Annotated in this window: 24 protein-coding genes and 3 pseudogenes; 16 read left to right on the forward strand and 11 right to left on the reverse strand. The window is 58.8% G+C overall.

Annotated features, from left to right (window positions below; genetic code table 11):
• Nucleotides 1–157: 157 nt before the first annotated feature.
• Entirely contained in the window at nucleotides 158–304 is a 147-nt protein-coding gene (locus tag AB8B31_RS26635; protein ID WP_155256962.1) for a hypothetical protein, read from the reverse strand.
• A gap of 394 nt (nucleotides 305–698) precedes the next feature.
• Here AB8B31_RS26635 and AB8B31_RS26640 point away from each other — a divergent pair, with 394 nt between their 5' ends.
• The 4 genes from AB8B31_RS26640 (at nucleotide 699) to AB8B31_RS26655 (ending at nucleotide 3,056) form a co-directional block, all read left to right on the forward strand.
• Nucleotides 699–1,118 (forward strand): GNAT family N-acetyltransferase, encoded by a 420-nt coding sequence (locus AB8B31_RS26640; protein ID WP_018245344.1) that lies wholly within the window; start codon nucleotides 699–701, stop codon nucleotides 1,116–1,118.
• Nucleotides 1,119–1,441: 323 nt separating this feature from the next.
• Entirely contained in the window at nucleotides 1,442–2,179 is a 738-nt protein-coding gene (locus tag AB8B31_RS26645; RefSeq protein ID WP_439007575.1) for a GGDEF domain-containing protein, read from the forward strand.
• Between the two features lie 273 nt (nucleotides 2,180–2,452).
• Nucleotides 2,453–2,725 (forward strand): type II toxin-antitoxin system ParD family antitoxin, encoded by a 273-nt coding sequence (locus tag AB8B31_RS26650; RefSeq protein WP_018245342.1) that lies wholly within the window; start codon nucleotides 2,453–2,455, stop codon nucleotides 2,723–2,725.
• A complete protein-coding gene (locus AB8B31_RS26655) occupies nucleotides 2,712–3,056 on the forward strand; it encodes a type II toxin-antitoxin system RelE/ParE family toxin (RefSeq protein ID WP_018245341.1) in 345 nt (114 codons plus the stop codon). Before AB8B31_RS26650 ends, AB8B31_RS26655 begins: the two co-directional genes overlap by 14 nt.
• Before the next feature lie 99 nt (nucleotides 3,057–3,155).
• Here AB8B31_RS26655 and AB8B31_RS26660 read toward each other — a convergent pair.
• From AB8B31_RS26660 to AB8B31_RS26675, 4 genes and pseudogenes are all read right to left on the reverse strand, one after another.
• A pseudogene (locus AB8B31_RS26660) lies at nucleotides 3,156–3,309 on the reverse strand (integrase); the annotation flags it as partial.
• Between the two features lie 493 nt (nucleotides 3,310–3,802).
• On the reverse strand, nucleotides 3,803–4,300 hold the full coding sequence (locus tag AB8B31_RS26665; protein ID WP_018517445.1) for a hypothetical protein: 498 nt from the start codon (nucleotides 4,298–4,300) through the stop codon (nucleotides 3,803–3,805).
• Nucleotides 4,290–5,174, reverse strand: a complete 885-nt coding sequence (locus AB8B31_RS26670) for a PGN_0703 family putative restriction endonuclease (protein WP_018517446.1) — start codon at nucleotides 5,172–5,174, stop codon at nucleotides 4,290–4,292. Before AB8B31_RS26670 ends, AB8B31_RS26665 begins: the two co-directional genes overlap by 11 nt.
• A 90-nt stretch (nucleotides 5,175–5,264) precedes the next feature.
• Nucleotides 5,265–5,990 carry a DUF2726 domain-containing protein gene (locus AB8B31_RS26675; protein ID WP_018517447.1) on the reverse strand — a complete coding sequence of 242 codons (726 nt, stop codon included), beginning with the start codon at nucleotides 5,988–5,990 and terminating at the stop codon, nucleotides 5,265–5,267.
• 507 nt (nucleotides 5,991–6,497) lie between these two features.
• Here AB8B31_RS26675 and AB8B31_RS26680 point away from each other — a divergent pair.
• Nucleotides 6,498–8,459 (forward strand): elongation factor G, encoded by a 1,962-nt coding sequence (locus AB8B31_RS26680; protein ID WP_018517448.1) that lies wholly within the window; start codon nucleotides 6,498–6,500, stop codon nucleotides 8,457–8,459.
• Between the two features lie 39 nt (nucleotides 8,460–8,498).
• On the opposite strand, the gene AB8B31_RS26685 is transcribed toward AB8B31_RS26680, so the two are convergent.
• Nucleotides 8,499–9,992, reverse strand: a complete 1,494-nt coding sequence (locus AB8B31_RS26685; RefSeq protein WP_018517449.1) for a xylulokinase — start codon at nucleotides 9,990–9,992, stop codon at nucleotides 8,499–8,501.
• Between the two features lie 116 nt (nucleotides 9,993–10,108).
• Nucleotides 10,109–11,065, reverse strand: a complete 957-nt coding sequence (locus AB8B31_RS26690) for a sugar-binding transcriptional regulator (protein ID WP_018444532.1) — start codon at nucleotides 11,063–11,065, stop codon at nucleotides 10,109–10,111.
• Nucleotides 11,066–11,204: 139 nt separating this feature from the next.
• Here AB8B31_RS26690 and AB8B31_RS26695 point away from each other — a divergent pair, with 139 nt between their 5' ends.
• From AB8B31_RS26695 to AB8B31_RS26740, 10 genes are all read left to right on the forward strand, one after another.
• The gene (locus AB8B31_RS26695) at nucleotides 11,205–12,560 is read left to right on the forward strand and encodes a sn-glycerol-1-phosphate dehydrogenase (RefSeq protein ID WP_131705721.1); all 1,356 of its coding nucleotides are present in this window, start codon (nucleotides 11,205–11,207) and stop codon (nucleotides 12,558–12,560) included.
• A 4-nt stretch (nucleotides 12,561–12,564) separates the two neighbouring features.
• Nucleotides 12,565–13,377 carry an HAD-IIB family hydrolase gene (locus tag AB8B31_RS26700; RefSeq protein ID WP_018245336.1) on the forward strand — a complete coding sequence of 271 codons (813 nt, stop codon included), beginning with the start codon at nucleotides 12,565–12,567 and terminating at the stop codon, nucleotides 13,375–13,377.
• Nucleotides 13,374–14,921, forward strand: coding sequence for a glycerol-3-phosphate dehydrogenase (glpD, locus tag AB8B31_RS26705; protein WP_065275906.1), 1,548 nt, complete (start codon nucleotides 13,374–13,376; stop codon nucleotides 14,919–14,921). Before AB8B31_RS26700 ends, glpD begins: the two co-directional genes overlap by 4 nt.
• A 150-nt stretch (nucleotides 14,922–15,071) precedes the next feature.
• Nucleotides 15,072–15,959: a carbohydrate ABC transporter permease gene (locus tag AB8B31_RS26710; RefSeq protein WP_027686776.1), complete on the forward strand. Its 888-nt coding sequence runs from the start codon at nucleotides 15,072–15,074 to the stop codon at nucleotides 15,957–15,959.
• A gap of 1 nt (nucleotide 15,960) precedes the next feature.
• Nucleotides 15,961–16,842 (forward strand): carbohydrate ABC transporter permease, encoded by an 882-nt coding sequence (locus AB8B31_RS26715; protein WP_130729678.1) that lies wholly within the window; start codon nucleotides 15,961–15,963, stop codon nucleotides 16,840–16,842.
• A 69-nt stretch (nucleotides 16,843–16,911) separates the two neighbouring features.
• Complete coding sequence (locus tag AB8B31_RS26720) at nucleotides 16,912–18,411, forward strand: ABC transporter substrate-binding protein (RefSeq protein WP_065275909.1); 1,500 nt, start codon at nucleotides 16,912–16,914, stop codon at nucleotides 18,409–18,411.
• Nucleotides 18,412–18,538: 127 nt separating this feature from the next.
• Nucleotides 18,539–19,264 (forward strand): SDR family oxidoreductase, encoded by a 726-nt coding sequence (locus AB8B31_RS26725; RefSeq protein ID WP_065275910.1) that lies wholly within the window; start codon nucleotides 18,539–18,541, stop codon nucleotides 19,262–19,264.
• A gap of 49 nt (nucleotides 19,265–19,313) precedes the next feature.
• Nucleotides 19,314–20,378 (forward strand): ABC transporter ATP-binding protein, encoded by a 1,065-nt coding sequence (locus AB8B31_RS26730; RefSeq protein WP_018444524.1) that lies wholly within the window; start codon nucleotides 19,314–19,316, stop codon nucleotides 20,376–20,378.
• A gap of 70 nt (nucleotides 20,379–20,448) precedes the next feature.
• Nucleotides 20,449–22,497: a bifunctional aldolase/short-chain dehydrogenase gene (locus AB8B31_RS26735; RefSeq protein ID WP_130729697.1), complete on the forward strand. Its 2,049-nt coding sequence runs from the start codon at nucleotides 20,449–20,451 to the stop codon at nucleotides 22,495–22,497.
• Between the two features lie 44 nt (nucleotides 22,498–22,541).
• Nucleotides 22,542–23,582: an NAD(P)H-dependent glycerol-3-phosphate dehydrogenase gene (locus tag AB8B31_RS26740; RefSeq protein ID WP_130729680.1), complete on the forward strand. Its 1,041-nt coding sequence runs from the start codon at nucleotides 22,542–22,544 to the stop codon at nucleotides 23,580–23,582.
• Nucleotides 23,583–23,611: 29 nt separating this feature from the next.
• On the opposite strand, the pseudogene AB8B31_RS26745 reads toward AB8B31_RS26740, so the two are convergent.
• A pseudogene (locus AB8B31_RS26745) lies at nucleotides 23,612–23,874 on the reverse strand (Gfo/Idh/MocA family oxidoreductase); the annotation flags it as partial.
• Nucleotides 23,875–24,093, reverse strand: a pseudogene (locus AB8B31_RS26750) (hypothetical protein); the annotation flags it as partial.
• 153 nt (nucleotides 24,094–24,246) lie between these two features.
• On the opposite strand from AB8B31_RS26750, the gene AB8B31_RS26755 reads away from it, so the two are divergent.
• On the forward strand, nucleotides 24,247–25,341 hold the full coding sequence (locus AB8B31_RS26755; protein WP_018245327.1) for a nucleotidyltransferase family protein: 1,095 nt from the start codon (nucleotides 24,247–24,249) through the stop codon (nucleotides 25,339–25,341).
• Between the two features lie 296 nt (nucleotides 25,342–25,637).
• On the opposite strand, the gene rsgA is transcribed toward AB8B31_RS26755, so the two are convergent.
• Entirely contained in the window at nucleotides 25,638–26,690 is a 1,053-nt protein-coding gene (gene rsgA / locus AB8B31_RS26760; RefSeq protein ID WP_130729681.1) for a ribosome small subunit-dependent GTPase A, read from the reverse strand.
• Nucleotides 26,691–26,724: 34 nt separating this feature from the next.
• Nucleotides 26,725–26,901, reverse strand: coding sequence for a hypothetical protein (locus tag AB8B31_RS26765; protein ID WP_018071841.1), 177 nt, complete (start codon nucleotides 26,899–26,901; stop codon nucleotides 26,725–26,727).
• Nucleotides 26,902–26,988 lie beyond the last annotated feature (87 nt).

Genomic DNA, 26,988 nt, shown 5'->3' on the forward strand with positions numbered 1-26,988 from the left:
CGACGTGGAAATTAGCGTTGATGAGGGCCTGACCGGTATCGCAGCCGCGGCCGCAGGCGTAATCCGCCTTAGTAGCGTCTGTTGAGGTGGCTTTGTCCAATGCAAGCGGTGCAACCGACGCCGCTTCGCGAATCCGCTATTCATCCAATATGGCGGCTCAGGGCCGGTGCGCCGGCGCCAGTCTGGAGGTCTTTTCCGAATGGATTTCCGGCCACTTGCTATTCGGCGCCGGTGCAGTGCCAATCGCCGAAATGGACACCACGATCGCCGTTACCGCCGAGAAAAGCACGAGTGCATAGGTCATAGCTTTTGATCCTTTGAGGTTGGTTCCCAGCCATCCCGGCCGCAAACTGCTCTGGGAGGATGAATCAAAGGCTAATCAACATGGTTAAGCGCACGGATTTTTTCCCGCTTAGGGACAGAGCTCTGGATGAAACTTCCATCGCCACGGTCTTCGGGACCTTTGGCTTGCCGCGAGTTCCATTTTAAGCGCGATTGTCGGCCGCGGTTATTGGCGAAGTGATCGCAGCCGTTTGCGGATGATCAGAGAGTGGTTCGGAGGAAACATGGCCTGGAGAGACGTTCTGTTATCTTTTTAGGGCCAGTTCATAGCGCGATAACTTGGCCCATCAATCGCCAGCACCGCGATAACGGTGGCGAGAGAGATTTTTTAGGAGACGTACATTGAAAGGCATCACATGACCCAGCATGACGATTACCGCATCGAGCCCCGCGTCCCGGGCATCGACGATTACCTGCGCCTGCGATACCTGTCGGGCCTCAGCCCCTTTTCGAAAGAGGCGGCCGAAAGGGGGCTGCCCAACTCGATCTTTGGTGTCTGCCTGATGAGCGGCGACGCGGTAATTGGCATGGGTCGCATCATCGGCGACGGAGGCTGCTTCTTTCAAGTCACCGACGTCGCGATCATGCCCGAACACCAGGGCAGGGGGCTTGGCAAGATGATCATGGCTGCGCTGACGAACCATATCGAGAACCAGTTGCCAAAGACGGCCTATGTCAGTCTGATCGCCGACGTCCCGGCGAACCGCCTGTACCGACAGTTCGGTTTCGCTGAAACCGCGCCGCGCTCGGTCGGGATGGCGAGGAAAGTTGCCTGACGACAGGCCGTCCGGCGAGCCTTCCCGTCTTCTGCCGGCAGGCTTAGACGCGCAAATCCGCCGGGCGGCAATCATGGGATAAACCTCTCGATGTTCCACGACCATTCAAGACGGCCACGATGACCGACCGCGCAGCCGCGCTTTCTCGCATAGTTAAAAACAGAACAAGGATAGCTGCGACGATCTGGCGGCCAGATGAGGGGGGTGGCCATTCGAGGCAAATCGTCGGTGAGAGAGACGCATGAATCAAGTTTTATCGATGTGTTTCAACCCATTTTAAATTGATGAGCTCATAGCAGTTTCACTTCGTCACGGTGGTATTGATGCGTCGTATTGTCGAAAAGTCTATTTTAACTGGACTGCTTTCAGTGTTCGCCTCGCTGGCACTTTCGTTCATCATTGTTCCACTGTTGGGCGGACAAGTGGCAGGCGCTGGCCTATTCATGACGATTTTTTGCCCGCTGGCGATATCGATCCCGGCTTCGGCGCTGCATTTTACTCAGTCGGAAAAAGTCCGACGCGCTGAAGCTGCGACAAAAGAGGCTTTGAACAAGCTCGCGGACGCTTATGACGCCCTTCGCGTCCAATCTCGCACGGATGGCCTGACGGGCACCCTCACTCGCAGCGCCTTCCTTGAAGAGCTAGACGCGACCAGTCAACACGGTGTATCCGGCGCCTTGCTGTTTCTGGACCTCGACTATTTCAAGTCGATCAACGACCGATATGGTCATGCAACGGGCGATGAAGCACTCCACTGCACCGGTCTTATCCTCGCCCGCTACCAAGGGCAGTCAGGGTTCGCAGGACGCCTCGGGGGCGAAGAGTTCGGTCTGTTTCAACGCAATTTGACTCCTGCCGAGATGCTTATACGTAGCGAGGAAATCCGGGACGAGGTCGCGCGTATTGATCTGCGATCTCCTTCGGGTTCGAAAGTGCTAATCTCGGCGAGTATCGGTGTGTTTCATTGCCCGCCGGGGTTTCATCCACACTCTTGTTTGAAAGCCGCGGACGAAAACCTTTATCAGGCTAAAGCCTCGGGTAGAAACATGGTGATCGGGTAGCTGTCGAGCATATGTCCGAGGACCTTTCCACGATCACAGCTAGTGCTGAGAGTCCGAGAACCGGATATTCATGAATCGCTTGGGACACTCGGCCCCGGCGGGGCGCTGGGCGGCGCACATCGTGACGCGGACCGCGAACCAGCAAAAAGCTATTGATCCAGCGTTGATCCTGGATTGACATTGCGCGGCCATCCTTTGCCGCCCTGACGGACATCTCGTCATACTGACAAATGTGCTACTGAGTAGCAAATTAGGTTCAAAGGAGTTAAACCTATGAGTGTCAAATCGTCGATCTCGCTGACCGACCAGCAGGATGCGTTTGCCCGTTCGTTGGTGGAGAGCGGCCGGTATGCCAGCCTGAGCTCCGTTCTTCAGCAGGGCCTAGAACTGCTTCGCCAAAAGACGGAAACCGAGACCGTCGAAACGGCAGCGCTTCGCGAATTGGTTCAGCGGCGATTGAATGGACCTATGATTACTGCGACGGAAATGGAAAGCCGCGTCTCGGCAATGATTGAGCGGAAGCGACGGGTTCGTGTGGACTCTTGAATATTCTGAGGATGCCGAACGCGATTTCGAGTTGATCTTCGATCATCTGTTCGGCGCCTATGTCGAACTCGGGGACTCGCCTGACGAGGCGGTGGAGCGTACCGCTGAACGGATCCACAAACTGCGTGTCAAAATCGATCGTCTCGCCGATACGCCTTATATCGGGACTCTGCGGCCCGATATTCATCCCGGGATCCGGTTTCTTCAGCGGGACAAGGCAGCTATTTGGTTTCTACCGGTAGAAGATAGCCGCAAAATCATTGCCGCGGCAATTTTCTACAGCGCGCAGGACTACATCAGAAATATGCTCGCACGTATGCTGGCCCGATAAGGTCCCTACAGCCCTGTAGCTTTTACTCCCTGATTTCAATTGAAGCGCTAAGCTGAACACCCAGCCGGCAATTTTGACCGCTTGGGGAGGGCCCTTAAAGCCCAGACGCTTGGTGAGGTTGCTGCGGAAGCGGCCGCGCCGCCGCTGACGTTTGCGCGTCAACTCAGCCGAAGTGTGCCCCTGCTGTTTTTCAACATAGCGCTCCTCGACATCGCCCGAGGAGGGCAAGGCCGGCGCGCAGCAAATGGCCGGTCAAGTTGCGTTCCTATTCATGGTCCGAGGGATGGAGCCCGAAGCGTCGAGTTTTCTGAGGATTTTCGCCGGTTGTGCAGACTGGGATAGTACACTTGTCACGCTGCTCATCGCGAGCGGCCAAACACCTGATAAGCCCCAGCACCTTTCGGAGCCTGCCTCTTTGCGGTCGGATGATATTGAATTTGGACTTCAGAGATTGTCGGATCTCGATGTGCTAACGCCGCGCCCTGCCGCCACTGGCCAATGCCGCAATCACCGCAAGCGGCGCCCAAAGCGGCCGTGAATGTCGACGATGTGTTCCAGTTCATTGCCCTCGACCCCTCAAGGCACGGATGCTGTGATGCCAAGCGGACTATACGCGTGCATCTAAAATTCTGAATTAATGATTTTTGGCTGCTACGTCGTGCAACCAAAGTTTGCCGCACGAGAGGAGAGGGCGCTCGAGGGCCTGAGGGGTAGGCCGCCACTTGGCGCGATCACGCATGAAGTCGTCATTGGCCTTTGGGCAGATCGCTCCACCTTATCCTCAGGAGAGGTTTGGTCGTTTTCGGAAGCTTCGAGCGGTCAACCATCCGCGACGACACTTCAAAGTCGCCGTTGATTTTCACGACGAGCAGCTTGCTGAAATTACTCGACACCTTGACGGAAACCTCGTCCTTGGACTTGAACGGCGTGATGGTTTTGATCTCCACGTGGTCGTTGCCCAGCCGCCCGTCGGCACCCTGCGCGTAGTTCTTATTCAGCTTTATTCCGTAGGTGATTGCTCCGAACAGTTCACCAATGACGCCGTACACATCAAGATGACGACCTGTCTCACGGTGGTAGCTTTCGGCCAGTGCCAAGAGGTCCTGAAAATATGGGATCAGAGGTCTAATCGCTTTGGGATACTTGGCACGCCACTCTTGATATTGGAGTTGTTCTTCCACGTCGGACCAGGAAACCCACTCGCCATCGTCATAGAAGGCTCCATTCCAGATATCAGCATCCATTTCGAACCTCTTGGAAGTCCAATTTTCGCGACGCTGCCCGTGCGATCTTATGATCTATCCATGCATTAAGCTCGTTCCAGAGCGCTCGGTCACGGCCGACTTGGCAGGCGATCGCAATGATCTGCTGGTATGAGACAGGCGTTATCGCCCCTTGGCCGGCGAGGCTAGGATCCACCAGGCCTCGTTTCACTTTTCGCGCTGTTGGAAAACTTGGATGATCGGCAAAGGCTGCTAGGGCAGCCGCTTGAAGATTGCGGTGTTTGCCTAGCGCAGCCGCCAACACGGCGTTGCGCATCCACTGATAGGCGTCTCCCTTAAAGGGGCAGGGCGTATGGTCCACACCTGGATCGAGCTCGAAGATCTTTGGGATGTATTCCCAGTACCGGATGCTCTTGCCTGTCAGAGCGCATCGCGATCGCACGCCATTGCCTGGGTTGATTTGGTCTTCGTAGTTTCCGTTGCATTGGCGTTCGCCCGAGCGAGAAACGGCCGTTTGGCTACATTGTCCTGCGGGCTCGGTGAACTTGCACTCGATGACAAGTGCGGCCGCAGAGCCGACGGCAAGTGCATCCACTTGCGTCGGCCTAGGTTCTCCCAGAAGCCGATCGGTATCAGTCCACTCGAGTATTACTGCCCATGGGCCACCCCGTGCCACCCCCACGCACTCAGCGATGGCGTCGAAAATGCGATCGCGATCTCTGCTCATCTTCAGTGTGCCGAAGACATCGATTGCGATGGCTTGCGACGAATGCGCCTTATAAGCCTGAATTTGATTGGTTCGATCACGATGCCAGGGGAACTTGCTCCAGTCCTCGATCGCTCCGTGACTCGCCGGAAACAGATTTTCGCGAACTGCCTCGAAGTCGGAGATCATCTCGGGTGCGCCTCAATTCCATTAAGGCACGGCAATCTGCTTATCCACTCAGAGAGGCACGAGCGTGCAGTCATGCGTGTTGAGATCGCTTTAAGTGACACTCGGCTTGTCCACCAGCTTCTCGACCAATCGCCTGAGTTCCGACGGCGTCGTTTGACCAGCCACCACTTCATAATAGCCGATCCCGGCGCGTCGTAGCGCCTCCTTCTTTACCGCGTCACGCGCGGCCGTGGCTCCTTGATGGTGCGCTCCGCCCTGGTATTCGATGACGTGCCGCGGTTGGCAGTTACCGTCCACGAGGAGCAGGTCGACACGTTTGGAGTTGATGCAACTGTAGGCCTCCGGATCGGCACTTCGGAGGATCTCGCCCAATGAAACCTGCGCCATCACCTGCCAGGAGGAATTGCAGCCGATCACGACGCTGTCGAGCTCCCAAAACACCCGGGCTTCGCTTTGGTTCAGCAATGGTTGAATCGTGAAATTCGAGCGCATCACGATACGCAGTTGATCCGCAGCGTCGACCGGTCGCAATCGCTCCGCAACTGGCGTCTGAAGCCAGGGCCTCGGTACGATGCGCTCGTTCCGGCGCCGGTTCTCCCAGCGTGATCTGCCTCTCTGCCGCCACGCCTGTTTGCTCATCGTGGCGAGGAACTGCTCAACGGCCATTCCGATGATAATGCCGACAAACAGTGCGGCGACTAACAGTTCCGGCTTTTCGAAGTCCGCAATCGTTATACCGCTCGAAGCGCCGACTGCGGCAGCTCCGATGATCAGCCAAGGTGCTGCGAACAGCACCGACCTTTGGCGATATTGCATGCCCCTCTCCGGATTTCCCGCCAAGATAGTATTACGCTTTTACGATGCGCGAAAAGCTATCCAAAAGAATGAGGGAGCGCAGGCATGAAGCTTCCCCCGAGGAACCGATATTGGCTCTAGCGGTCAGTTAACATCCGCCTCGGCGCAGGACGTTCCTACGTCCCTGGCACAAGCAGCGGCGCGGGCGGAGAGTTTTCATGCAACTGCGGAGGAACTGAAGCTGACGCCCTCCGCCGTCGACGGCTTCCAGCCCTTGGCCGTAATCAGCACCCGAAGCCTGGGTCGATAAAGGCGGAAGAAGCAATTGTCCTGCCAGCCCGTCGGGTTGGCTTCAAGATCAAACGAGACTTTCTCGGATTTAGTATCGAACCGTAAGCTCAATGGATCAGCCTCAAATGCAAGTCTAAGTCAAAGCGTTGTGAAACTGAACACCTCTGGCGCCTTGCAGCGGTTCAGGGCATCCTATGATGGCTGAAAATTGTGTTTATGGCAGTTGGAGGAAGACCGATGCGCTGCTTTACCGTGCTTGGACCCTCGCAGACCGGAAAATCGACAGTCGTGGAAAAGCTCGGCTCCTTGGAGGGGGCGCCGAAAAAATCCAGCTCCCCCTATGGATTGAACCTAACGGAATTCACCTTCGGAAACGAGGCGTGGTGTGCGCTGGATGCGCCAGGACCCAACGAAGCGTTGGCGCATGCGCAGCACGCGCTTCTTGCCAGCGACGCCTGCATCCTGTGCGTTTCATCGGCACCCGAGGAGGCTGTGCTCGCCGCGCCCTATCTGCGGATAGTCGAAGCCTCGGAGACGCCGTGCATCCTCTTCGTCAACCGGATGGACGAACCGAGAGGGCGGCTGAGGGACGTGATCGCCGCGCTTCAAGACTACGCCAACCACACGCTTTTGCTTCGCCAGATCCCGATCCGCGAGGGAGACAGGATCATAGGCAGTTGCGATCTGATTTCGGAACGGGCGTGGCGCTACCGGGAAGGCCAGACTTCGGCGCTGATCGCAATCCCCGAAAGCGCCGCCGAGCGCGAGCACGAAGCGCGCAGCGAGCTCCTGGAACACCTGTCCGAATTTGATGACTGGCTTCTCGAGGAACTGATCGAGGATCGCGAGCCGCCCAGCGACGCGCTCTATGCCATTTCATCACGGGTTCTCAGGGAAAACAGAATTATCCCGGTCCTGATCGGTGCTGCAAGTCACGGCAACGGCATGACGAGGCTGATGAAGGCGCTGCGCCACGAGGCGCCGCCGTTAGGGGTTCTTCGGCAGCGTCTCGCTCATACGGGAACTGTCGATGAAGGCAAGCTGGTGGCCGTGAGCTTCCATGCCTATCATCGCCAGAATGTCGGCAAGACGGTGCTCGTGCGCGCACTTGGCGAGGGACTGCGGCAAGGCGCATCACTGGGCGGCTCCAACCTCGGCGCCGTACAAAATCTCGCAAACGGGCGGTCCAATTCGGCGGTTCTGCCTGCGCCGGGGGATGTCTTCGCGACGGTCAAGTCCGACCACCTGCCCGTCCCTTCGCTACTGACCTCCGGCGCGGTGGTCGCCCCGCCCGAGTGGACGGATCCACCCACGCCGATGCTTGAAAGGATCCTAATTCCGGGCAGCGAGCGCGATGAAAACAAACTTTCCGAAACGCTGGCGAAGCTTTCCCAGACGGATCGCGGTCTGAAAGTCTTGCAGGAGGAAGGCACGGGCGCTCAACTCGTGCGCGCCCAAGGGCCGGTCCATCTGCGTGATCTCTGCCGAACGCTGTCCGATGTCTTTCATATCTCCGTGACCGACCGAACGCCCAGCCCAGTCTACCGCGAGACGATCACGAAACCGTCGGAGGTTCACTACCGCCATCGCAAACAGACCGGCGGTGCCGGGCAATTCGCGGATGTGAAGTTGAGCATTCACCCCAACGAGCGCGGCCAGGGCTTCACCTTTGGCGAAACCATCAAGGGCGGCGCCGTTCCGCGCAATTACATCCCCGCCGTCGAAGCGGGCGCGCGCGAAGCGATGGAGAAAGGACCGCTAGGCTTCGAAGTCATCGATGTCGGCGTAACGCTGTTAGATGGTCAGCACCATACCGTCGACAGTTCGGAACACGCCTTCCGGACTGCATCGAAAATGGGAGTGCGACAGGCGCTTTCCGAAGGGTCGACCGTCTTGATGCAGCCGGTCTTTCGCAGCGAGTTCCACATCCCGTCGGTCTATTCAGGCAGCCTTGTCCAGATCGTCGCCGCTCTCAACGGTCAGGTTCTCGGTTTCGACCGTGATGAAACCGCCAAGGGATGGGACATCTTCCGGGCGCTCGTTCCGGGCGGCGCGCTTAACGATCTGGCGCGGGCGCTGCGCTCGGCGACGCAGGGCATTGGTTATTTTTCCAAGACCTTCGATCACTTCGAGGAACTATACGGCAAGGAAGCGGACGCCATTGTGAGGGCAAACGAGAAACCAGGCACCGCACACTGAAACGTTCGCGCCACTTCATGCTCGTTCACAGAGCCGGGCTCACGTCCGCCCTTGCTCGCGATTGTTGATGTAAACTTGGGCCTGTCTTTCCGAGAGGGTAAGCCAATCCTCGTAAGCGGCAGGATCAGGCGCAAGGGCTTCGGTCGTCCGCGCCATGGCATTTTTCGCTTCGTGGAAATTGCTGTACCACCCGGCACCCACCGCTGCCGCAATGCCTGCACCAAGTGCCGATGCCTCATTGGAGAGGCTGCGATGGACAGGAAGCCCTGTAGCATCTGAAACCATTTTTCTCCACAGCACACTCGAAGCTCCGCCGCCGATCACGAAAATTCGCTCGGCTACGAGCCCCGTGGCCCTCATCTCCTGCAAGCTCCTTGCAAATTCGAGCGTGATCGCTTCAAGGGATGCGCGATAGAGATGACCCATTCCGTGATCCGGCCCGAAGCCAGTAAAACTCGCCCGCGCATTTTCATCCCAGTAGGGATCCATACAGCCCATCAGATATGGGCACACCGTCAGCCCGTCAGAGCCGACAGGCAGGCGCATGGCTTCCGCCTCTAGTCGTTGAAAAACCGCCACATCCGTGCGTCCGCCAGCGAAATTATCGAGCAGCCAGTTCACGAAAAAAGCACCGCCCCGCTGTACGCTTTCCAGAACATAGCCGTCGCCAGTGGGAGATACCAGCGTGCGCCAATGTCCGCTCAATTCCGGCGTGGCCGACCAGAGGCCACCCACGACCGCTGTTCCGAGATTAAGATAGACTGTCCCCGGTTCGATCGCGCCTACGCCAAGAGCGGCGCAATGACCATCTCCGCCGGCAGCAAAGATTGGCGTGCCTGGTTTCAGGCCCGTCTGCGCAGCGGCTTCCTGGGAGATGGAGCCGATTCTGGAGGCGGGCGGATTGAGCGACGGAAGCTTGGCCTCGTCGATCATGAGGTGGCCGAGGATCGTCTTCGACCAGGTTTTACTGACGATATCGAAAATTCCGAACGGATCGGCGCTTGTCCATGTCGCCTGCGGTGTGCCGCTCAGCTGCATCGTCAAGTAGTCATGCACGGACAGAATATAAGCCGCCTTATCGAGCAACTCCGGCTGATTGGCACGCATCCAGCGCAGGCGATAGACGCAAGGAATAACATCGACCGGCTTTCCGGATATGCCGTGCAGAACATCCGCGCCCAATTCGTCAGCAAGGAGGGCGGGCATGTCCCGCGCACGCCGGTCGAGCCAAACCGTGGCGGGCGCCAGCGGACGTCGCTGGTCGTCCAGCAATGCCATTGTCTCGCGCTGATTGGAAATCGCTATGCCATCTATGCGGTCGGGATCGGTAGCTCCGGCTACAGCTTTCAAGGCAGTGATCGCTGCGCTCCACCATTCGTCGGGATCCTGTTCTGCCCGGTGGGCGTCAGGCGTTATAAGCGTGTGCGGCGCACGCCCTTCGAAACAAGGCTGACCGTCTTTCGACCAGGCAATGGCCTTCACCGATTGCGTCGATGAATCGATCCCTATGACATAACGTTCCTCCGACTGCATTAAAGCGGCTCCTCTCCGCTGAGTGATCCGCGATACCTCGGTACGAACCGATGTGATGCGGGTGGGTCCATTGAATACCTCCACAGGCAGCGGCCCTTCGCCACTGCTTGTGATTGTCAAACCCCCAACAAGGCCTCTCCCGTGGCCATGTCTGTGACGAAATGCGTCGCGTAACCGCCTTCGAGTGTTGCGGTAATGGCCTCTATCTTGCCGGCCCCACCTGCCACGCAAATCCTATTGGGCGTCTGAATAAGCTCTTCGAGTGCGATTCCGACCATTCGTTCATCGTGCTCGCCGCCTACCGCGCGACCGTGCGCATCGATAAACCGACCGATGATAACCGCGACCGCACCATGTTCGACATATGTGTCGATTTCCCTTTGGCTTGCGATCCCGGACGCTCGCACGGTGCTTTTAGGGCCGACATCGCCGACACCAAACAAAATGCGGTTTGTCGAGTGTATGAGGTCGAACTGCTTTTTCAGGACTGGTTCGTCGAGCAGCATCGCCCTGAGTTCCTTGGTCGATAGAATGGCCGGTGCCAGAAGGTTGACGCAACGCGCGCCAATACGGCTCGACAGAAGCGAGGTGCACAATTCGGGCGAGAAATCCGGTTCGCCCGTAGAACTTCCCGAGACCTGGACCACGGTGAGATTGGAGACCGGTTCAGGAAGTGAAATCTGATCGGCGACCGAAAGCACGGTGCGCCCCCAAGCCACCCCAATTACATCTCCCGTCGTCACCTGGTCGGCCAGAACACGGGCTCCGGCGTCCCCCAACCGACGCACGAGGTCTCCATTTCCGGTCGAGGGGATGACCAGCGCGCCTTCAAGGCCAAATTTTTCCTTCAATGCACGGGCGATCTTTGTCCGTCCGCTCGCATAGGTGCTGATCCGGATGGAGACAATGCCACGGCTGCGCGCCTCTTGAAGGTAATTGACGACTGTCGCGCGGGAGACGTTGAGCGTTTTGGCGATTTCGCTCTGGGTCATCTCGTCGGCGTAATAGAGCCATGCGGCCCAATTGACGGCGTCGTCGAACTCCGTGGGCAGGGTGACGCCTGCGTCCAGCATGTGTTTCCTCGGTGTTTCCTTGTTTCCACCTTATCTGATGATACCGGATGGCAAATGTCAAGGCAGTTTGATTTATGTATTGACAAGTGTCAGTAGCTGGTGTCTTTTGTTTTCATCACAATAAGACTGGACATCAGGAATGGAAACGACAGGGAACCAGGGCGGCGCCGCAAGCGCTCCCCAGGGCGGCTGGACCGCGTTGATTGATGATATCGTCGCCGGGCGCTGGGTGGATCCGGAGACCCGCAAACCAGCAACTGTGCCTTACGAATCGATCGTCATCGCAGATACCCTTGAGGGACGGGAAGCCGAACTGGTTGCCGGACTAGGGCTAGGCAACACATTCACAGTCGTGGCCGATCACGCCACCTGGGATGCGATGGGTGAACGCATCGCCCATGCTCTCCAATCGCTCGGCCCCGTCAAGACCGTTCTTCTCGACCATCCGCATGCCGATATGGCGAATGTGGCTGTGTTGACCGAAAAACTGAAAGGCGCCGAAGGTGTGGTCGCCGTGGGGTCGGGCACGATCAACGATCTGGTGAAATACGTGACCGGCCTCGATGGACGGCGGTATTGTGTATTCGGCACCGCCGCCTCGATGAACGGCTATACCTCGACCACCGCGTCTATAACCCTCGACAACGGTCTCAAAGTGTCTTTGCCATCGCATGCGCCGGCGGGTTTCTTTGTCGACCTTTCTGTCGCCGCTGCGGCGCCCACCTATCTATCGGCTGCCGGCTTCGCCGATTGCCTCGTTCGGTCTGTGGCGCAGGTGGACTGGTGGCTGTCGCATCGCCTCTTCGGGACGGCCTACGATAACGCGCCTTATATCATTCAGCATGAGGACGAGGCGGAGCTAAACCGGCGCGCCGAGGGGATCAACCGCGGCGATGTCTCCGCAAACGGCTACCTCTACCGTGTTCTGACGATGTGCGGTCTCGGTGTCTCCTTTACCGGCATGTCGAACCATGGCTCCATGGGCGAACACCAGATCTCCCACTACATCGATTGCTTCGCGGGAGACCGCCATCCGGGGACGCTTCATGGCCAGCAGGTTGGCGTCGGCGTGCTGACCATGGGCCGCTTACAGCGGCACTACCTGGAAAACGCGTCACCGCCGAAAATGAAGGCAACCAGGATCGATCTTCAGGGAATGTCGCGTCGCATGGGCGCAGATATTGCCCAACAATGCTTCAATGAGATTCAGCCCAAGATCTTCGATGAAAAAGAAATCGGCGCGCTCAATGAAAAGATCGCCGAGATCTGGCCGGTACTGCGGGAGGAACTGAAAGCCTTCGTCATTCCGGTCGAAGAAATGACGCGGCTGCTCAAGGCAGCAGGTGGTCCCACGACGGCACAGGAACTCGGCGTGCCGGTCGACTTTTACCGTGAGGCAGTGGTTCACTGCCGCGAGATGCGCAACCGGTATTCGTTTCTCGATATCGCCGCCGACGAAGGCATTCTCGAAGACTTCTCGCGCGGGGAGGTGTGATCTCATGCGCGCGATCGTCGAAATGCCGTTGGAAGATGCAGGCAGGATCCATACGCTGTTTGCCGATATAGACGACACGCTGACCACGGACGGACGTCTGCCGGCCTGCGCCTATCAGGCGTTGGAGCGACTTCTGGACGCCGGCATTGCTGTAGCTCCCATCACCGGCCGACCCGCTGGCTGGTGCGATATGATTGCGCGGATGTGGCCCGTTTCAGGCGTTGTAGGTGAAAACGGCGCATTCTATTTTTCCTATGATCAACACAGCCGGCGCATGCGCCGTGTTTTCGCGATCAGTAGCGATCAGCGCGCCGATGATCGTAAACGGTTGGAAACAGTGCGCGCTCGCATCCTGGCCGAAGTGCCCGGTACCGCCATTTCGGCCGACCAGCTTTATCGCGAGGCCGACCTCGCCATCGACTTTTCTGAGGATGTGCCATCCTTGCCGGCCAGCGCAGTGGACCGCATCAAGCGGATCTTCGAGGAGGAGGGTGCGGTTGCAAAGGTTTCGTCCATCCATGTCAACGGCTGGTATGGTGCCTATGACAAGTTGACGATGACGCGCCGTTTCGCGGCCGACGTGCTCGGGCTCGATATCGACCGGGATAAGGACAAGGTCGTGTTCGTCGGCGATAGTCCGAACGATGCGCCGATGTTCCACTTCTTTCCCAACGCCTGCGGCGTTGCCAATGTCCTGCATTTTCAAGGCCGCATCGAGGCTGAACCGACTTATGTAACGGCCGCTGAAGGCGGACAAGGTTTCGTCGAGGTTGCAGACCGTCTTCTGGAAGCCCGCAAGGGGAGACCGACTGCATGACGATGGCGACGTACGACTTGGCGATCATCGGTGGCGGAATCAACGGCGCTGGTCTGGCGCGCGACGCGGCCGGTCGCGGGCTCCGCGTCTTTCTGTGCGAACAGTCGGATCTTGGCTCCGCCACGTCATCGGCGTCGACCAAGCTCATTCATGGTGGCCTTCGTTACCTCGAACACTATGAATTCGGGCTCGTGCGCCATGCGCTGCGCGAGCGGGAGGTTCTGTGGCACGTAGCGCCGCATATCATCTGGCCGCTCCGTTTCGTGCTGCCGCATCGCAAGGGGCTGCGGCCGGCGTGCCTGTTGCGGCTCGGATTGTTCATCTACGATCATCTCGGCGGTCGGAAAAAGCTTCCGGGAACACGGACACTCAAGCTTTCGCGTGATCCCGTCGGCGCACCCCTTCGCGACGTGTCCGCCATCGCGTTCGAATATTCCGATTGCTGGGTACAGGACAACCGCCTCGTCGTCCTCAATGCGCGCGACGCGGAAAAACGGGGCGCCGACATTCGCACGCGCACACGTTGCGTGCAGGCAAGCCGCGAGAACGGGCTGTGGCATGTGACCGTGGAGGATGCTGAAACCGGGCGATGCGAGACAATTTCTGCCCGGGCGCTTGTCAATGCCGCCGGTCCGTGGGTGGACCAGGTTCTGGCCATCGTTTTGAACCGGAAGACGCAAGCAAAAATCCGGCTCGTCAGGGGCTCTCACATTGTCGTACCGCGCCTGTACGCACATGATCGCTGCTACATTTTCCAGAATCCCGATGGACGTATCGTCTTCTCCATCCCGTACGAGGACGACTTCACACTGATCGGCACAACCGATGTCGATCATAAGGATCAACCCGAAAACGTCCGTATTTCGGATGACGAGATCGACTATCTGTGCCAGGCAGCCTCTTCCTATTTTAAGGCCGGGGTGACGCGAGAAGAGGTCGTCTGGACTTATTCCGGCGTTCGGCCACTTTACGACGACGGTGCTGCCAATGCGCAGGAAACCACGCGCGACTATGTGCTGGAAGTCGACGGCGCGGAAGACGAAGCACCGCTTCTGAGTATCTTCGGTGGAAAGATTACAACCTATCGCTGCCTTGCCGAGAATGCGATGCAGAAGTTGGCAACGCGGTTCCCAGAGTGGGGTGTAAGGGCGCACTGGACGGGCAAGCATGCCTTGCCCGGCGGCGACTTTCCCGCAGGTTCAGCAGAGTTCCTGGCTCAGGATCTTACGCGGGACTATGGATTTCTGGACATACGCGCGGCGCGGCGCCTTGTCAGGCACTATGGTTCCGAGGCGCGCGCCATTCTGGCCGGTTCCCGCACACGAGCTGACCTGGGCCGGTCCTTCGGCGCCGACCTGACGGAGGCGGAGGTCCGTTTCCTGATGACCCGCGAGTATGCGCGCACGGCCGAGGATGTGGTGTTTCGCCGGACAAAAGCCGGCATACGCATGGGCTTGAACGAGATTACCGAACTGGATGCCTGGATGGCAGAGCAACGCTCCGCGACAAGCATGCACAGTGAGAAGAAAGCAGCGGCACACTGACCGGCCGCAGCTTTGAAGACGCATGCCGGCTTGCGCCGGCGTAGAGAAACAGGATCGAGCAGAGCTGAACCGGCAGAGGAGTGCGGGTTTGGCAACGGTGACGCGCGCTCATGCCGGGCGCAATAGCCGCAGTCCGCTGGAGGGTACGGAATGTCCGTCGCACAGGTGAAACGCATTGCAATATCGGACTCGCCGATCCCGTGGCTCCTGCCACTGGTTTGCTTGCTCGTGGTATTCACAATCTATCCGCTGATCTACAACGTCTGGCTGAGCTTTCATGAATTCGTGCCGACAAAGCGCGCGTTGAAATTCGTCGGCATGGCGAATTGGGTTCAGCTCTGGAACGACACGCGTTTCTGGAGCGCGCTGGGCGTCACCTTCCTCTATTTCATTGTCGCGCTGGTGTTCGAAATCATCCTCGGCATGGCAATCGCGATGCTGTTGGATGCCGAACTGCCGGGCTTCAGCGTACTGCGAGCCACACTGTCGATGACATTGGTCATCCCCCCCGCCATCGCCGGTATGATGTTCCTGTTGATGGAGGATCCGCAATTCGGCGTGCTCCCCTATCTGCTCAGCACGATGGGTCTGCTCGACAAATCGACTCCAATCCTTGCCACGTCATCCCTTGCTTTGGCCGGCGTGCTTGTCGCTGAAATCTGGCAGTGGACGCCCTTCATGGTGCTGATCTTCATGGCCGGTCTCCGCTCGCTGCCGGCCGAGCCCTATGAAGCAGCGATGATCGATGGCGCCTCGTCCTTCCAGATGTTCCGCCGGCTGACGCTGCCGATGATGTCGAAGGTCATCGCGGTCGCCGTGCTCCTGCGCGGCATCGATCTCTTCCGGGTGTTCGACTATGTCTTCGTCATGACCTCGGGCGGCCCTGGAACGGCCACCTATACCGTCAGCCTTTACGCCTGGCAGCAGACCTTCTCGTTCCTGAAATGGGGGTATGGCGCAACGCTGAGCCTCGTCAGCCTGGCAATGGTGATGATCATGGCCAACGTCTTCATCAAAGTCTTCAAGGTGAGGTGGTAACATGCACCAGAGCGCTGGCACACGAACACTTCGCACGATCGCCGGCTGGATCGTCGTGGGAGCCTTCTTCTTCCCGATCTACTTCTGGACGTCGGTTGCTTTCCGCAACGCCAAGGACATCTTCAACTGGCCGCCGAAATTTTTCGTCTTCGAACCGACGGTCAAGAATTTCGAGCAGGTATTCGGCATTTCGCTCGGCTTCGGTTTCGGGACGCAGGAAACGGTCAATCCCGGTGGCGGCAATTTCTACATGGCGCCCCGGCTTTGGGATTCGATCGTCGTCGCCTCGATGTCGACGGTGCTCGCCATCATCGTCGCGACGCTCGCCTCCTATTCGTTGTCACGGATGAATTTTCGGGGCCGGCACGAGTTCGTCAACTGGGTGTTGTCGACCCGCATGATGCCGCCGGTCGCCGTCGCCATCCCGATGTTCTTCATCTTCAAGCAGTTCAGCCTGCTCGACACCTATATCGGCGTCATCCTGATCCACGGCCTGATGAACCTGCCGCTGGCGGTGCTGCTCTTGAAGAGTTTCTTCGACGATATCCCGGCCGAGATCGACGAAAGCGCGCTGCTTGACGGCGCGTCGCGCTGGACGATCTTCCGGCGCATCGTCCTGCCGATGGCCAAGGGCGGCATCGCCGCGACCGCGGTTCTCTGCTTCATCTTCAGCTGGACGGAATTCCTGTTCGTACTGACGCTGACGCAGACCGGCCTAAAGACCGTACCGGTGGTGTCGTCGACCTTCGTGACATCGATTGGAACGGCCTGGGGCAACATGGCGGCGCTGGGTGCAGCGGCCATCGTACCGGCCTTTATCGTGATCCTGCTGGTCCAGCGCCATCTGGTGCGTGGCCTGACGATGGGGTCGCTGAAACAGTAATTCGGCGCGGAGGCGCTTGAATATCCGGCCGGCAATTCTGTCGTCCGTTTAAAAGTGGAGGAGAAGAGGATGAAGGACAGTATTAGAAAGATGCATCTCGCATCGATCACCGATAGGTTCGTCAAGGGCCAGATGGCCCGCCGCGACTTCCTGATGGCCGCCGGCAAGCTGGGCCTGGGTGCAGGCGCACTCGGCATGGGTTTGGGTCGCCGGCCGTTTGGCGGGTTCTCGCAGGCCAATGCACAGGAAGCACTGCAGCCGTCGCCGGAAGTGATCAAGTGGCTGCAGGACGTCGGCAAGCCGTTTGCCGGCACCACGCTCAAACTCGCCACGGAATCGACACCCCCGTCAAACGCCATCAACTCGCAGCTGAAGAAATATTTCGAGGAAGCCACCGGCATCAAGGTCGAGATCGAGGTTCTGCCGCTGGAGCAAGTTCTGCAGAAGCTGACACTCGACGTGGCCTCATCGCTCGGCACCTATGACCTCTATTATATTGACCAGAGCTGGGCGGCATCCTTCAGCAAGGACGTCTTCGATCCACGCGAGCAGATCGAGGCCAAAGCCGACCTGGCGATGCCGAACTACAATATCGATGACTTCCTGCCGGCACTGGTTGACGGTATCGCCAAGTATGAGGACCGCTGGGTCGGCGTTCCCTACGACATCCCGATCTTCATCATGATCTATCGCAAGGATATCTACGAGAAGCTCGGCCTCAAGGCACCGGCGACACTCGAGGAACTGTACACCAATTCCAAAACCATTACCGACGAGATGGGCCCGAACGTCTACGGCACCAGCGGCCAGATGAAATCCGGTCATTACAGCCTGGAATGCGACTGGACCGCATGGCTCTGGGGTCACGGTGGCTCGATCTTCGGACCGGACGGCAAGTTCACCGGTAACGACGAAAAGGGCGTTGCGGCGCTGGAATACTGGACGAAGCTCAAGGCAACCATGCCTCCAGGCGTCGATGGCTGGACCTGGGATGGTCAGGGCCAGTCGGTGGCACAGGGTGTTGCCGCGTCGATGCTGTCTTGGGGCGAATTCTTTCCCTATTTCGACGATCCGACCCAGACCAAGGTTTCGGGCCTTTGCGAAGTTGCAGTGCCGCCGCAGCCGATTGCCCTTCGCACCGTCAAGGAAACCGGTTACGGCGAAATCCCCGGCGTCGGTCACCAGGGCGGGTCGTCTCTTGCCGTGTCGAAATACTCAAAGAGCCCGGATGCAGCCTGGCTGTTCATGCAGTGGGCGACTTGCGCCGATACACAGGCCCTCATCACCACGCTTGGTGGCGGTACGGGTCCGACCCGCACCAGCGTCTATGACGATCCGCGCGTTCTCGCCAATGCTCGCGTCGGTGCCGGCACCACCCGTCACTTGCCGATCGTGCGCGAGACGATTGCGAAATACATGGGCTCCGAACCGGACCTGCCAGAATGGGCACAGCTGTCGAGCGACACGATCCCCGTTGGGCTGGGCAAGTATTTCGCCGGCAGCTACGGCTCGCCAAAGGAAGCCCTCGACGACATCGCTGCCCAGGTTGGCACCGTGATGAAGGGTTGATTGGACGGGCGGCGGTTTTCCGCCGTCTGCCAAACAAACGGTTCCTGGGGTTGCGATGCCATCTTGCCCTCTTCCAGTGGCATTCGCATCCCGGGGATCGACAAAAACAAAACCGGGAGGCTGAAACATGGCGGACAAGCCGCTGATTGCAATTACAGGTGCGAGCTCCGGCATCGGCGAGGCGACGGCGCGGGCCTTTTCGGCCGCCGGCCACCCGGTGCTGCTGATGGCACGCCGTCTCGATCGCCTGGAGGCACTGAGGCTGCCGAACGCCGTGCTGAAACAAGTCGATGTCCGTGACCGCGCCGCACTGACCGCAGCCGTCGTCGACGCCGAAAGTCAATTTGGCCCGGTGGACATGATGTTCGCCAATGCCGGCATCGCCCGTCTCGGCGACATCGCCAAGCAGCCGCCGGAAGAATGGGACGAGATGATCGACATCAATACCAAGGGCGTAATGAATTCCGTCCATGCGGTGATGAACGGCATGATCGCTCGCCGCCATGGCACGCTGATGATGATGAGTTCGATCGCCGGCCGCAAGGTCTATCCGGATCACACCGTCTACTGCGGCACCAAATATTTCGTCCATGCGGTCTCGGAAAGCTTCCGCGAGTATCTGGCACCGCACGATGTGCGCGTCATCGTTCTGTCGCCTGGCATCATCGACACCGAGGTGCTCGACCATGTGAAGGACGAGACTACGCTCGCCAATTACAAGGCCAACAAGGAGGCGATCGGCGGCGGCATTTCCGCCGATATCGTCGCCGAGTTGATCCTCAATGCCTACAATCTGCCTCAAAAGGCGATCGTGCAGGAAATCGTCATCACCCCGACCCGGCAGAAATACTGACCGGCACGCGACCGTCAGCAATACTAGAAGACGAGTGGAGCAGAAATTTATGGCAACCGTGGAATACAAGAGCATCGGCAAGTCGTTTGGTGCCTTCAACATCATGCGGGATATCTCGTTCCTGATCGAGGATCACCAGTTCGTCGTGCTGCTCGGGCCTTCGGGTTGCGGCAAGACCACCTTGCTGCGCATGACAGCCGGGCTCGAAACCGTCAGCGAAGGTGATCTTTTCATCGGCGGCAAACGGGTGAACGATATGCATCCGCGCGACCGTGATATTGCCATGGTGTTTCAGAACTATGCGCTCTACCCGACAATGAAGGTCTACGAAAACATTGCCTTCAGTCTCGAAGTGGCAAAGCAGCCACCGGCCGAAATCAAGCGGCGGGTCGAGCATGCCGCCGAAATCCTCAATCTGACGCCGTATCTCCAGCGCTATCCGAAAGAACTTTCCGGCGGCCAGCGCCAGCGGGTCGCCATGGGCCGCGCCATGGTGCGCGAGGCGGCGGTCTTCCTGTTCGACGAGCCGCTCTCCAATCTCGATGCCAAGCTCCGTGCGCACATGCGCACCGAAATCCGGCAGTTGCACAATCGTCTCAAGACGACAACGATCTATGTGACCCACGACCAGATCGAGGCGATGACGATGGCCGACAAGATCGTCGTCATGCGAGCCGGGAAGATCGAGCAGATGGGCACGCCCGACGATGTCTATGATAGACCCGCAAGCAAATATGTCGCCGATTTCATCGGTTCATCGGCGATCAATTTCCTGACGGGCACGATTGTCGCGGACCAGGGAGCGCCAGCTGCGGAGACCAAGGCCGGCCTTATCCGGCTCGAGCCGTCCCTCAAACTATCTGCAGGCCAGCGGGTGATCTGCGGCGTCCGCCCGACAGATGTCACGGTCGATCCGCAGGGATCCATTGTAGCCCGGTCGCTGCTAATCGAGCGCATGGGGCATGAAGCTCAGCTCTGCTGCGAGGGGCCGGAAGGTCAGTTCCTAGCGATCGTCGACAAGTCTGCGCATTTTGACGAGCGGATGGATGTCCGTTTCTCGATTGCGCCCGAAAAGGTCCACGTCTTCGACGCCGCAACGGAAAACCGGGTCTGACACATACGCATCTAGATATCTAACGTTTGTAACCCGGTTCGCCAACAACTCGGGAAGAGAGGTGATAGTCATGAAATCGAGATGGAACGACAGCGAGTTTACATCCGTGGTCGAGGCTTATGTCGGAAAGGGCATCAACCGCGATCTAGCGATCCGAACCTATACAACGCGACTGCTCGGACAGGATCCGGAACTAGTGCTGCACGGCGGCGGTAATACATCGGTCAAGACTGCATGGACTGATCGGGACGGCACCTCGGTTGATGTGCTTTGTGTCAAGGGCAGCGGTTGGGACATGGGCACTATAGAGCCACAGGGCTTGCCGGCCGTGCGGTTGGACCCGCTGAAAGCGATGGTCGGTTTCGATGAGCTGAGCGATGATGAGATGGTGATGCTGCAGCGGCGGCTGCTGATGGATCCGAACGCGCCTAACCCTTCGGTCGAAGCCATCCTGCACGCCCTGTTGCCATTCCGGCATATCGACCACACCCATGCCAACGCGATAGTCTCTCTGACAAACCAGCCGCATGGCGAAGACCTTATCCGAGAACTGTTCCCTGATACGATCGTCGTGCCCTATGTGATGCCTGGCTTCCTTCTCGCGAAGGCTTGTGATGCAGCCTTCCGCGCCAATCCCAAAGGCGACGGCATGGTTCTCCTGAAACACGGAATTTTCACTTGGTCTGACGATCCGCGCGCGGCCTATGAGGACATGATCGCTAAGATCGACCGCGCGCAACACAGGCTGGCGAAAGGTCGGGCAAAGCCGTTTACTTCCGCCAAAGTGCCAAAATCGCTCGCCAGTGTGGCGGAAATCGCACCGATCTTGCGCGGCGCCATCGCCATCGATACCGGCTTAGAGGGCGCACCGAAACGTTTGATACTGGAACACCGCTGCACAGAGAGCGTGCTCGACTTCTGCAATGCGGAAAATGTGGAGAGCCTGGTCAGGCGCGGCAATGCGACGCCGGAGCATGTCATCCATATCAAGCGCCACGGTGTTGCGCTGCCGGCACCGGTGGCAGGCGAACTCGATACCTGGAAGGACATGGCCCAGGTCGCCGTTGATGCTTATCAGGCGGACTACCGGGCTTATTTCGAACGCAACAATGGTCGCGTCGGCGGCGGAAAAACGATGCTCGATCCTATGCCGCGTGTCTTTTACGTTGCGGGTGTTGGATTGTTCGCCGCGGGCGCCACGCGCAAGAACGCACTCGTCGGTGCAGATGTGGCAGAAGCAACGGTCGATGTTATCACCAAGGCGGAGGGCATCGAATCCTTTGAAGCGCTCTCCGAGGCTGACCTATTCGATATTGAATACTGGTCACTCGAACAGGTCAAGCTGACCAAGCAGGTGGAAAAGCCCCTGACCCGGCAGATAGCAGTCGTGACAGGTGCCGCCGGCGGACTAGGCCTCGCCATCGCCGAAGCACTTCGCTCCGAGGGCGCCGAGGTTGCGCTGATCGACATTGCACAGGACGCCGTAACTCACCAGGCAAAGCGGCTAGGAGGGTTCGGCGTCGCCTGCGACGTGACCGACCCGGCCGCAGTGGATGCCGCCATTGCCAAGGTGGCGAGCCATTTCGGCGGGGTGGACATCCTGATCTCCAACGCAGGAGCAGCCTTTCAGGGCTCGCTAATCGACGTGCCAGAGGAGACGTTCAGGAAGGCGTTCGAATTGAATTTCTGGAGCCATCATTACATGGCCCGAGCCGCCGTGCGTGTGATGGAGAAGCAGAAGACCGGCGGCGCCATCGTCTTCAATGTTTCCAAGCAGGCTGTCAATCCAGGTGCGGATTTCGGCCCCTACGGCACCTCCAAGGCCGCGCTGATGGCGCTGATGCGCCAATATGCAGTCGAGCACGGCGCATCCGGCATCACATCCAATGCCGTCAATGCTGACCGGATCCGCACGGGTCTAATGACGGACGAGATGGTCACTGAAAGAAGCCGCGCGCGCGGCCTGACACCCGAAGCCTATATGCGCGGCAACCTTGTTGGCCGCGAGGTAACGGGTGCCGATGTGGCAGCCGCCTTCGTGCATCTCGCTAAGGCGCGCTCAAGCACCGGCGCGGTTATCACGGTCGATGGCGGCAATGTCGCTGCTATGATGCGGTAGCGGGTCGGCTTTCCGTTTCGAACCACACCAAGAGGAGGATTACCGTGGCAAAAATCGTTGTACTCGGTGCGGGTGTCATGGGCACCGCGCTTTGCGTACCCGCTGCAGACAACGGCCACAAGGTGCTGCTCGTCGGCACGCCGCTCGATCAGGACATCGTCGTTACCATGCGGCGTCCGGGCGGGATCCATCCCAAACTCGACGCTGCCCCGCCCGCCGGCGTCGAGGCGATCCGCTTCGACGAACTGCGATCGGAGCACCTCGCGAACGCGGATATCATTGTTGTCGGAGTGAGTAGCCCAGGCATTGGCTGGGTGACCGACATTCTTAACCGGGTCATGACGGAGGCCTGTCCCATAGCCTTTGTGACAAAAGGGCTTGAGTCTGCGGGTTCCGCCGTATCGACCTATGCCCAAACGCTTCCCTCCCGTATTCCGCTGATGAGCGCTTTCATCGGGATCGGCGGACCGTGTATCGCCCGCGAACTCGCCAACCGTCTGCCGACGGCATGCATCTACGCCTGTGAGGATATTTCGGTCGCCGAACAGCTCGCCGCGATCATGCAAACGGACTATTACCGTCTGTCGGTGACGACGGACGTCACGGGCGTCGAAGCTTGTGCCGCGCTCAAGAATTTCTACGCGATCGGCGTGAGCGCCATGCAGACGCGGTATCCCGATCAAAGACGTGCGGACGGCCAATCTAAGAATCCGACGGCTGCAGTCTTCACCCAGGCAACTTTGGAAATGGCCAGACTATGCGAGAGGCTGGGCGGGCAAACCACCACGGCATTCGGGCTGGCCGGATTGGGCGATCTGCATGTCACTGTTGGCGGAGGGCGTAACAGCCGCCTAGGCCAAGGATTGGGAACTGGCCGCACAGTCGTTGAAATGTTGTCGAGCGACCTGTTTGGCGAAACGGTCGAAGGTGTGGATACAGCGCGGGTTCTGGCGAATATGGCGCTTGAGAAGCAACATACCGATGAAGGTCCGCTCGCTTATTTCCCTCTGGCGTCTGCCATCATGGACGCCGTTCTTCAGCAGAAACGCTTCTCGTTGGATTTTTCAAACCTCATTGTCCAGTAAACCGGGTCGTTGATTTCCAGTGAAATCTGCGGCTTTTCGCAGAGAGCCCGTTTGCCGGCTCTTATCCAGGACAGCGACAAGGGCGCGTGCGTGAAATCGGGGCTTGCGATGATAACTGCGTCCACGTCCAGACGAGCGGACACCCGGTCGGGTCTGAGTCGACGTCGTGAGCGCCGTAGGCGTCCGCCACCTTGCGGGCGCGATCTGCATCCATGTCGCAAACGACCTGGAGGCTCGCCCCCGGCAGATCCGCTGCTGCATCGGCAGAACCACGAGCGATGTGTGCAAGCATTCATCGACGAGAAACTTCACGTAGCCGTGCCGAGGGCTTTTCGGTGCCGGCCTTTCCGAGAGGCAATCGCTTCACCGACTTCACTTTCAGTCCCTGCTCCGACAATTTTCGTGGCCGCCCACGGGCAGGATGAGCCGCTACCCAGATTTCGGCCAGGTCCACCATGCGCGCAGTGAGAGCCGGATAGCCCTCGACGATCTCCTCCGTGGGAGCGCCTTGCGACCGGTATGGCGGGCCGACGATTAAAGAGCGCTCGCGCTTTGCTGCGGAGATTGTTGGCGCCCTGCGCGAAGGTGAGCATCCTATCTTGCGACCTATCCTCTCGACGGTTATACTGTTTTTGAAAAACAGTATAACGCCGGAGTCGAACTTATGAAGTCCATCGACCTCATGTATCAGACGATGCTCGCCGAGCTCGGTCAGCGCTCGCTCGACGCCGCCTGGACGGCCGATTTCCCTCCAGAGGGTCGGTTCACTCCGGCGAACATCAAGGGGCGCAAGTACTGGTACTTCGACATCCCAGATGGACATGGTGGTACGAAACGTCGTTATGTCGGTTCTGCTGAAGATCCGGATATCGCGCGGCGCGTAGCTGATCATAAGCGGGACAAGGACGATCTACGCGCTCGCAGGCGCTTGGTAAATACCCTGACCCGCGAAGGCGGGATGATCGCCCCTGATGCCATGTCGGGCGACATCGTCGAGGCTCTTGCCGATGGCGGTCTCTTTCGGCTCCGAGGTGTTCTCATCGGCACGGTGGCCTTTCAATGCTATGCAGGACTGCTGGGCGTCCGCCTCCCCATGGCTGCGATCCTGACCGGCGATGCGGACATCGCCCAGGACCACGCCATCAGTCGCGAGGTTGAAGACAGTCTGCCTCCGATCGTTGAGCTGCTGCAGGGCGTCGACCCCAGCTTCCGGCCAGTTCCACATCGATCGGGGTCCGCGGCCTCGTCGGCGTTTCAGAACGCCAACGGCTACAGGGTTGAGTTCCTGACGTCGAACCGTGGTTCTGATGACTACATCGACCAGCCGGCGAAGATGCCCGCCCTTGGTGGCGCCAGCGCGGATCCACTACGCTTTCTCGACTTCCTCATAAGGGAACCCGTCAGGACAATGCTGCTCCACCGAAGCGGTGTCTCAGTCGTCGTCCCTGATCCGTCCCGGTATGCGGTCCACAAGCTCATAGTCGCCAGCCGCCGACACACTGACCGGCAGGGACTGGCGAAGCGAGAAAAGGACGTTCGTCAAGCTGCGCTGCTCTTTGAAGCCCTGCAGCAGACAAGGCGATCTGCCGACTTGGCGCTCGTCTACAACGAAGCATGGGAGCGCGGGCCTGCCTGGCAAGAAGGTATTCGAACCGGGGCGGGAATGCTGCCGGCACAAGATGCCGAGCGATTCAACACGGTCCTGATCGAGGGCGCAAAAAGAAACCGCGAAGAAATTGAACTTCCGCTTGGAGTATAGGCTGTCTTCAGCTTCGACAGCCAAGCTGTTGATTTGATTCGAAGAGCCGAAGACAAATATGGTGCCGAGAGTTCGAGGCCCAAGGCGATTTGCACGAGCGGGACAGCTAGAGAAAGCACGTCCGCATCTCGTTTGTTCAAAGACATATCCCGCACAAGCGGGGAGCGGCCGTTTGCAGGGTCTTCTTCTTGACCGCAATCCCAATCATTGAGCGCTGACGCTATCCCCAGCCCAGCCAATTCAGGTGGCGGATCGTGGCTGACGCCGATGAGCACCGTCGCAAACGTTCAACACTTTCAATATTTCTTCTTGCGGACGATCTTGTTGCCGCGGGGTCCGCTCACGACCGGTGTCCGGTCGCGATTTTCTGTAAGCAGGTTCCGCCAGCGTTCCAGGCGATCGGCGACCAGGGCACCGCTTGCGACAGCTGCCTGAACGGCGCACCCCGGTTCATGGGCATGGGTGCAGTCGCGAAAGCGGCAAAGCGGCGCCAGTTCGGTTATTTCAGCAAAGAGGGTGTCGATACCGTCGGTAACATCACTCACGTAAAGCGTCCTTATTCCCGGGGTATCGATGACCCAGCCGCCGCCTGAAATTGCATGCAGGGATCGTGCGGTGGTTGTGTGTCGGCCCTGCGCGTCATATTCGCGGATGGTGCCTGTCTTTTGCTTTGTGTCAGATTCGGGCCCGGTCATGGTGTTCACCAGTGTTGATTTTCCGACACCAGAAGACCCCACCAACGCAACTGTTTGGCCGATGCCGCACCAGGGCCTCAACAGGGAAACTGCGTCCGCGGAGCGCCCATTCAAGGCAATGACAGGCAGGTCACGCTGCAAAGCCTCGGCTTGCGCCTGGAACATGCCGGCATCTTCCGCGGTGTCGGCCTTTGTCAGCACAATCACCGGATTGCTCCCGGCCTGGTTGGCCATGATCAGGTAACGTTCCAGCCGAGCAAGATTAAAATCGGCATTGCACGAGGTCACGATCAACAGGGTGTCGACGTTGGCGGCAACAAGTTGCTGGCCACGCCCGCCTTCCGGTCGTCGCTGAAAGACGCTTTTTCGGTCGAGACGTCTGATGAGCATGTCGGTCAGTGGATCGGCAAGAACCCAGTCGCCGACCGCGTAGTCACCAGTATTGGTATTGGCTGGAAATTCCAGTCCGACCGGCCCGGTGACATCGATTGCCTCGATGCGTGCCCGGTGAACGGAAGCAATGCGTCTGGGGATCAAGTCAGCTTCGCTGGGCTGGACCTGGTCCGCGAAGAATTCTGACCACCCAAGCAGTTCCAGCGGCGGAGAAAGTTGGGAGCTGGTCAAATCCTGTTCCACATTCGTTAAGGCTGCCATAAAGGGTTTTCAATGATCTTCCGCGGCTTCTCGCCTAGCTGCGTGGATGATCCCGTTTTGGCAACGAGGTTGCGTAAGCAGCAGCTTCGCCGGGGTAGGGGAAATCGTCCCCGAGCTGACGGTCGCCATCGTAGACTTTGAAGCTGGGCCCTTCAACTTCAACGATCTTATAGCCATTCACGTATTCGATCTTCGGTGTTTTCCAGCCCATCAAAGCTCTCCGATCCGGTCCGAGGCTCTCTGAAGATGGTGCCAAGACCTCATACTCGGCGGTCCTATCAGGTGCTTCACGATTAGC

Origin of the sequence: Rhizobium sp. 62_C5_N11_2, from assembly GCF_051811185.1 — a bacterium.
GTDB classification, from domain to species: Bacteria; Pseudomonadota; Alphaproteobacteria; order Rhizobiales; family Rhizobiaceae; genus Rhizobium; species Rhizobium leguminosarum.

Bases quoted from the DNA above. Each gene is read 5' to 3' on its own strand.
- AB8B31_RS26635 (WP_155256962.1), bottom strand. From the start codon at position 304: ATGACCTATGCACTCGTGCTTTTCTCGGCGGTAACGGCGATCGTGGTG.
- AB8B31_RS26640 (WP_018245344.1), top strand. From the start codon at position 699: ATGACCCAGCATGACGATTACCGCATCGAGCCCCGCGTCCCGGGCATC.
- AB8B31_RS26645 (WP_439007575.1), top strand. From the start codon at position 1,442: ATGCGTCGTATTGTCGAAAAGTCTATTTTAACTGGACTGCTTTCAGTG.
- AB8B31_RS26650 (WP_018245342.1), top strand. From the start codon at position 2,453: ATGAGTGTCAAATCGTCGATCTCGCTGACCGACCAGCAGGATGCGTTT.
- AB8B31_RS26665 (WP_018517445.1), bottom strand. From the start codon at position 4,300: ATGGATGCTGATATCTGGAATGGAGCCTTCTATGACGATGGCGAGTGG.
- AB8B31_RS26670 (WP_018517446.1), bottom strand. From the start codon at position 5,174: ATGATCTCCGACTTCGAGGCAGTTCGCGAAAATCTGTTTCCGGCGAGT.
- AB8B31_RS26675 (WP_018517447.1), bottom strand. From the start codon at position 5,990: ATGCAATATCGCCAAAGGTCGGTGCTGTTCGCAGCACCTTGGCTGATC.
- AB8B31_RS26680 (WP_018517448.1), top strand. From the start codon at position 6,498: ATGCGCTGCTTTACCGTGCTTGGACCCTCGCAGACCGGAAAATCGACA.
- AB8B31_RS26685 (WP_018517449.1), bottom strand. From the start codon at position 9,992: ATGCAGTCGGAGGAACGTTATGTCATAGGGATCGATTCATCGACGCAA.
- AB8B31_RS26690 (WP_018444532.1), bottom strand. From the start codon at position 11,065: ATGCTGGACGCAGGCGTCACCCTGCCCACGGAGTTCGACGACGCCGTC.
- AB8B31_RS26695 (WP_131705721.1), top strand. From the start codon at position 11,205: ATGGAAACGACAGGGAACCAGGGCGGCGCCGCAAGCGCTCCCCAGGGC.
- AB8B31_RS26700 (WP_018245336.1), top strand. From the start codon at position 12,565: ATGCGCGCGATCGTCGAAATGCCGTTGGAAGATGCAGGCAGGATCCAT.
- glpD (WP_065275906.1), top strand. From the start codon at position 13,374: ATGACGATGGCGACGTACGACTTGGCGATCATCGGTGGCGGAATCAAC.
- AB8B31_RS26710 (WP_027686776.1), top strand. From the start codon at position 15,072: ATGTCCGTCGCACAGGTGAAACGCATTGCAATATCGGACTCGCCGATC.
- AB8B31_RS26715 (WP_130729678.1), top strand. From the start codon at position 15,961: ATGCACCAGAGCGCTGGCACACGAACACTTCGCACGATCGCCGGCTGG.
- AB8B31_RS26720 (WP_065275909.1), top strand. From the start codon at position 16,912: ATGAAGGACAGTATTAGAAAGATGCATCTCGCATCGATCACCGATAGG.
- AB8B31_RS26725 (WP_065275910.1), top strand. From the start codon at position 18,539: ATGGCGGACAAGCCGCTGATTGCAATTACAGGTGCGAGCTCCGGCATC.
- AB8B31_RS26730 (WP_018444524.1), top strand. From the start codon at position 19,314: ATGGCAACCGTGGAATACAAGAGCATCGGCAAGTCGTTTGGTGCCTTC.
- AB8B31_RS26735 (WP_130729697.1), top strand. From the start codon at position 20,449: ATGAAATCGAGATGGAACGACAGCGAGTTTACATCCGTGGTCGAGGCT.
- AB8B31_RS26755 (WP_018245327.1), top strand. From the start codon at position 24,247: ATGAAGTCCATCGACCTCATGTATCAGACGATGCTCGCCGAGCTCGGT.
- rsgA (WP_130729681.1), bottom strand. From the start codon at position 26,690: ATGGCAGCCTTAACGAATGTGGAACAGGATTTGACCAGCTCCCAACTT.
- AB8B31_RS26765 (WP_018071841.1), bottom strand. From the start codon at position 26,901: ATGGGCTGGAAAACACCGAAGATCGAATACGTGAATGGCTATAAGATC.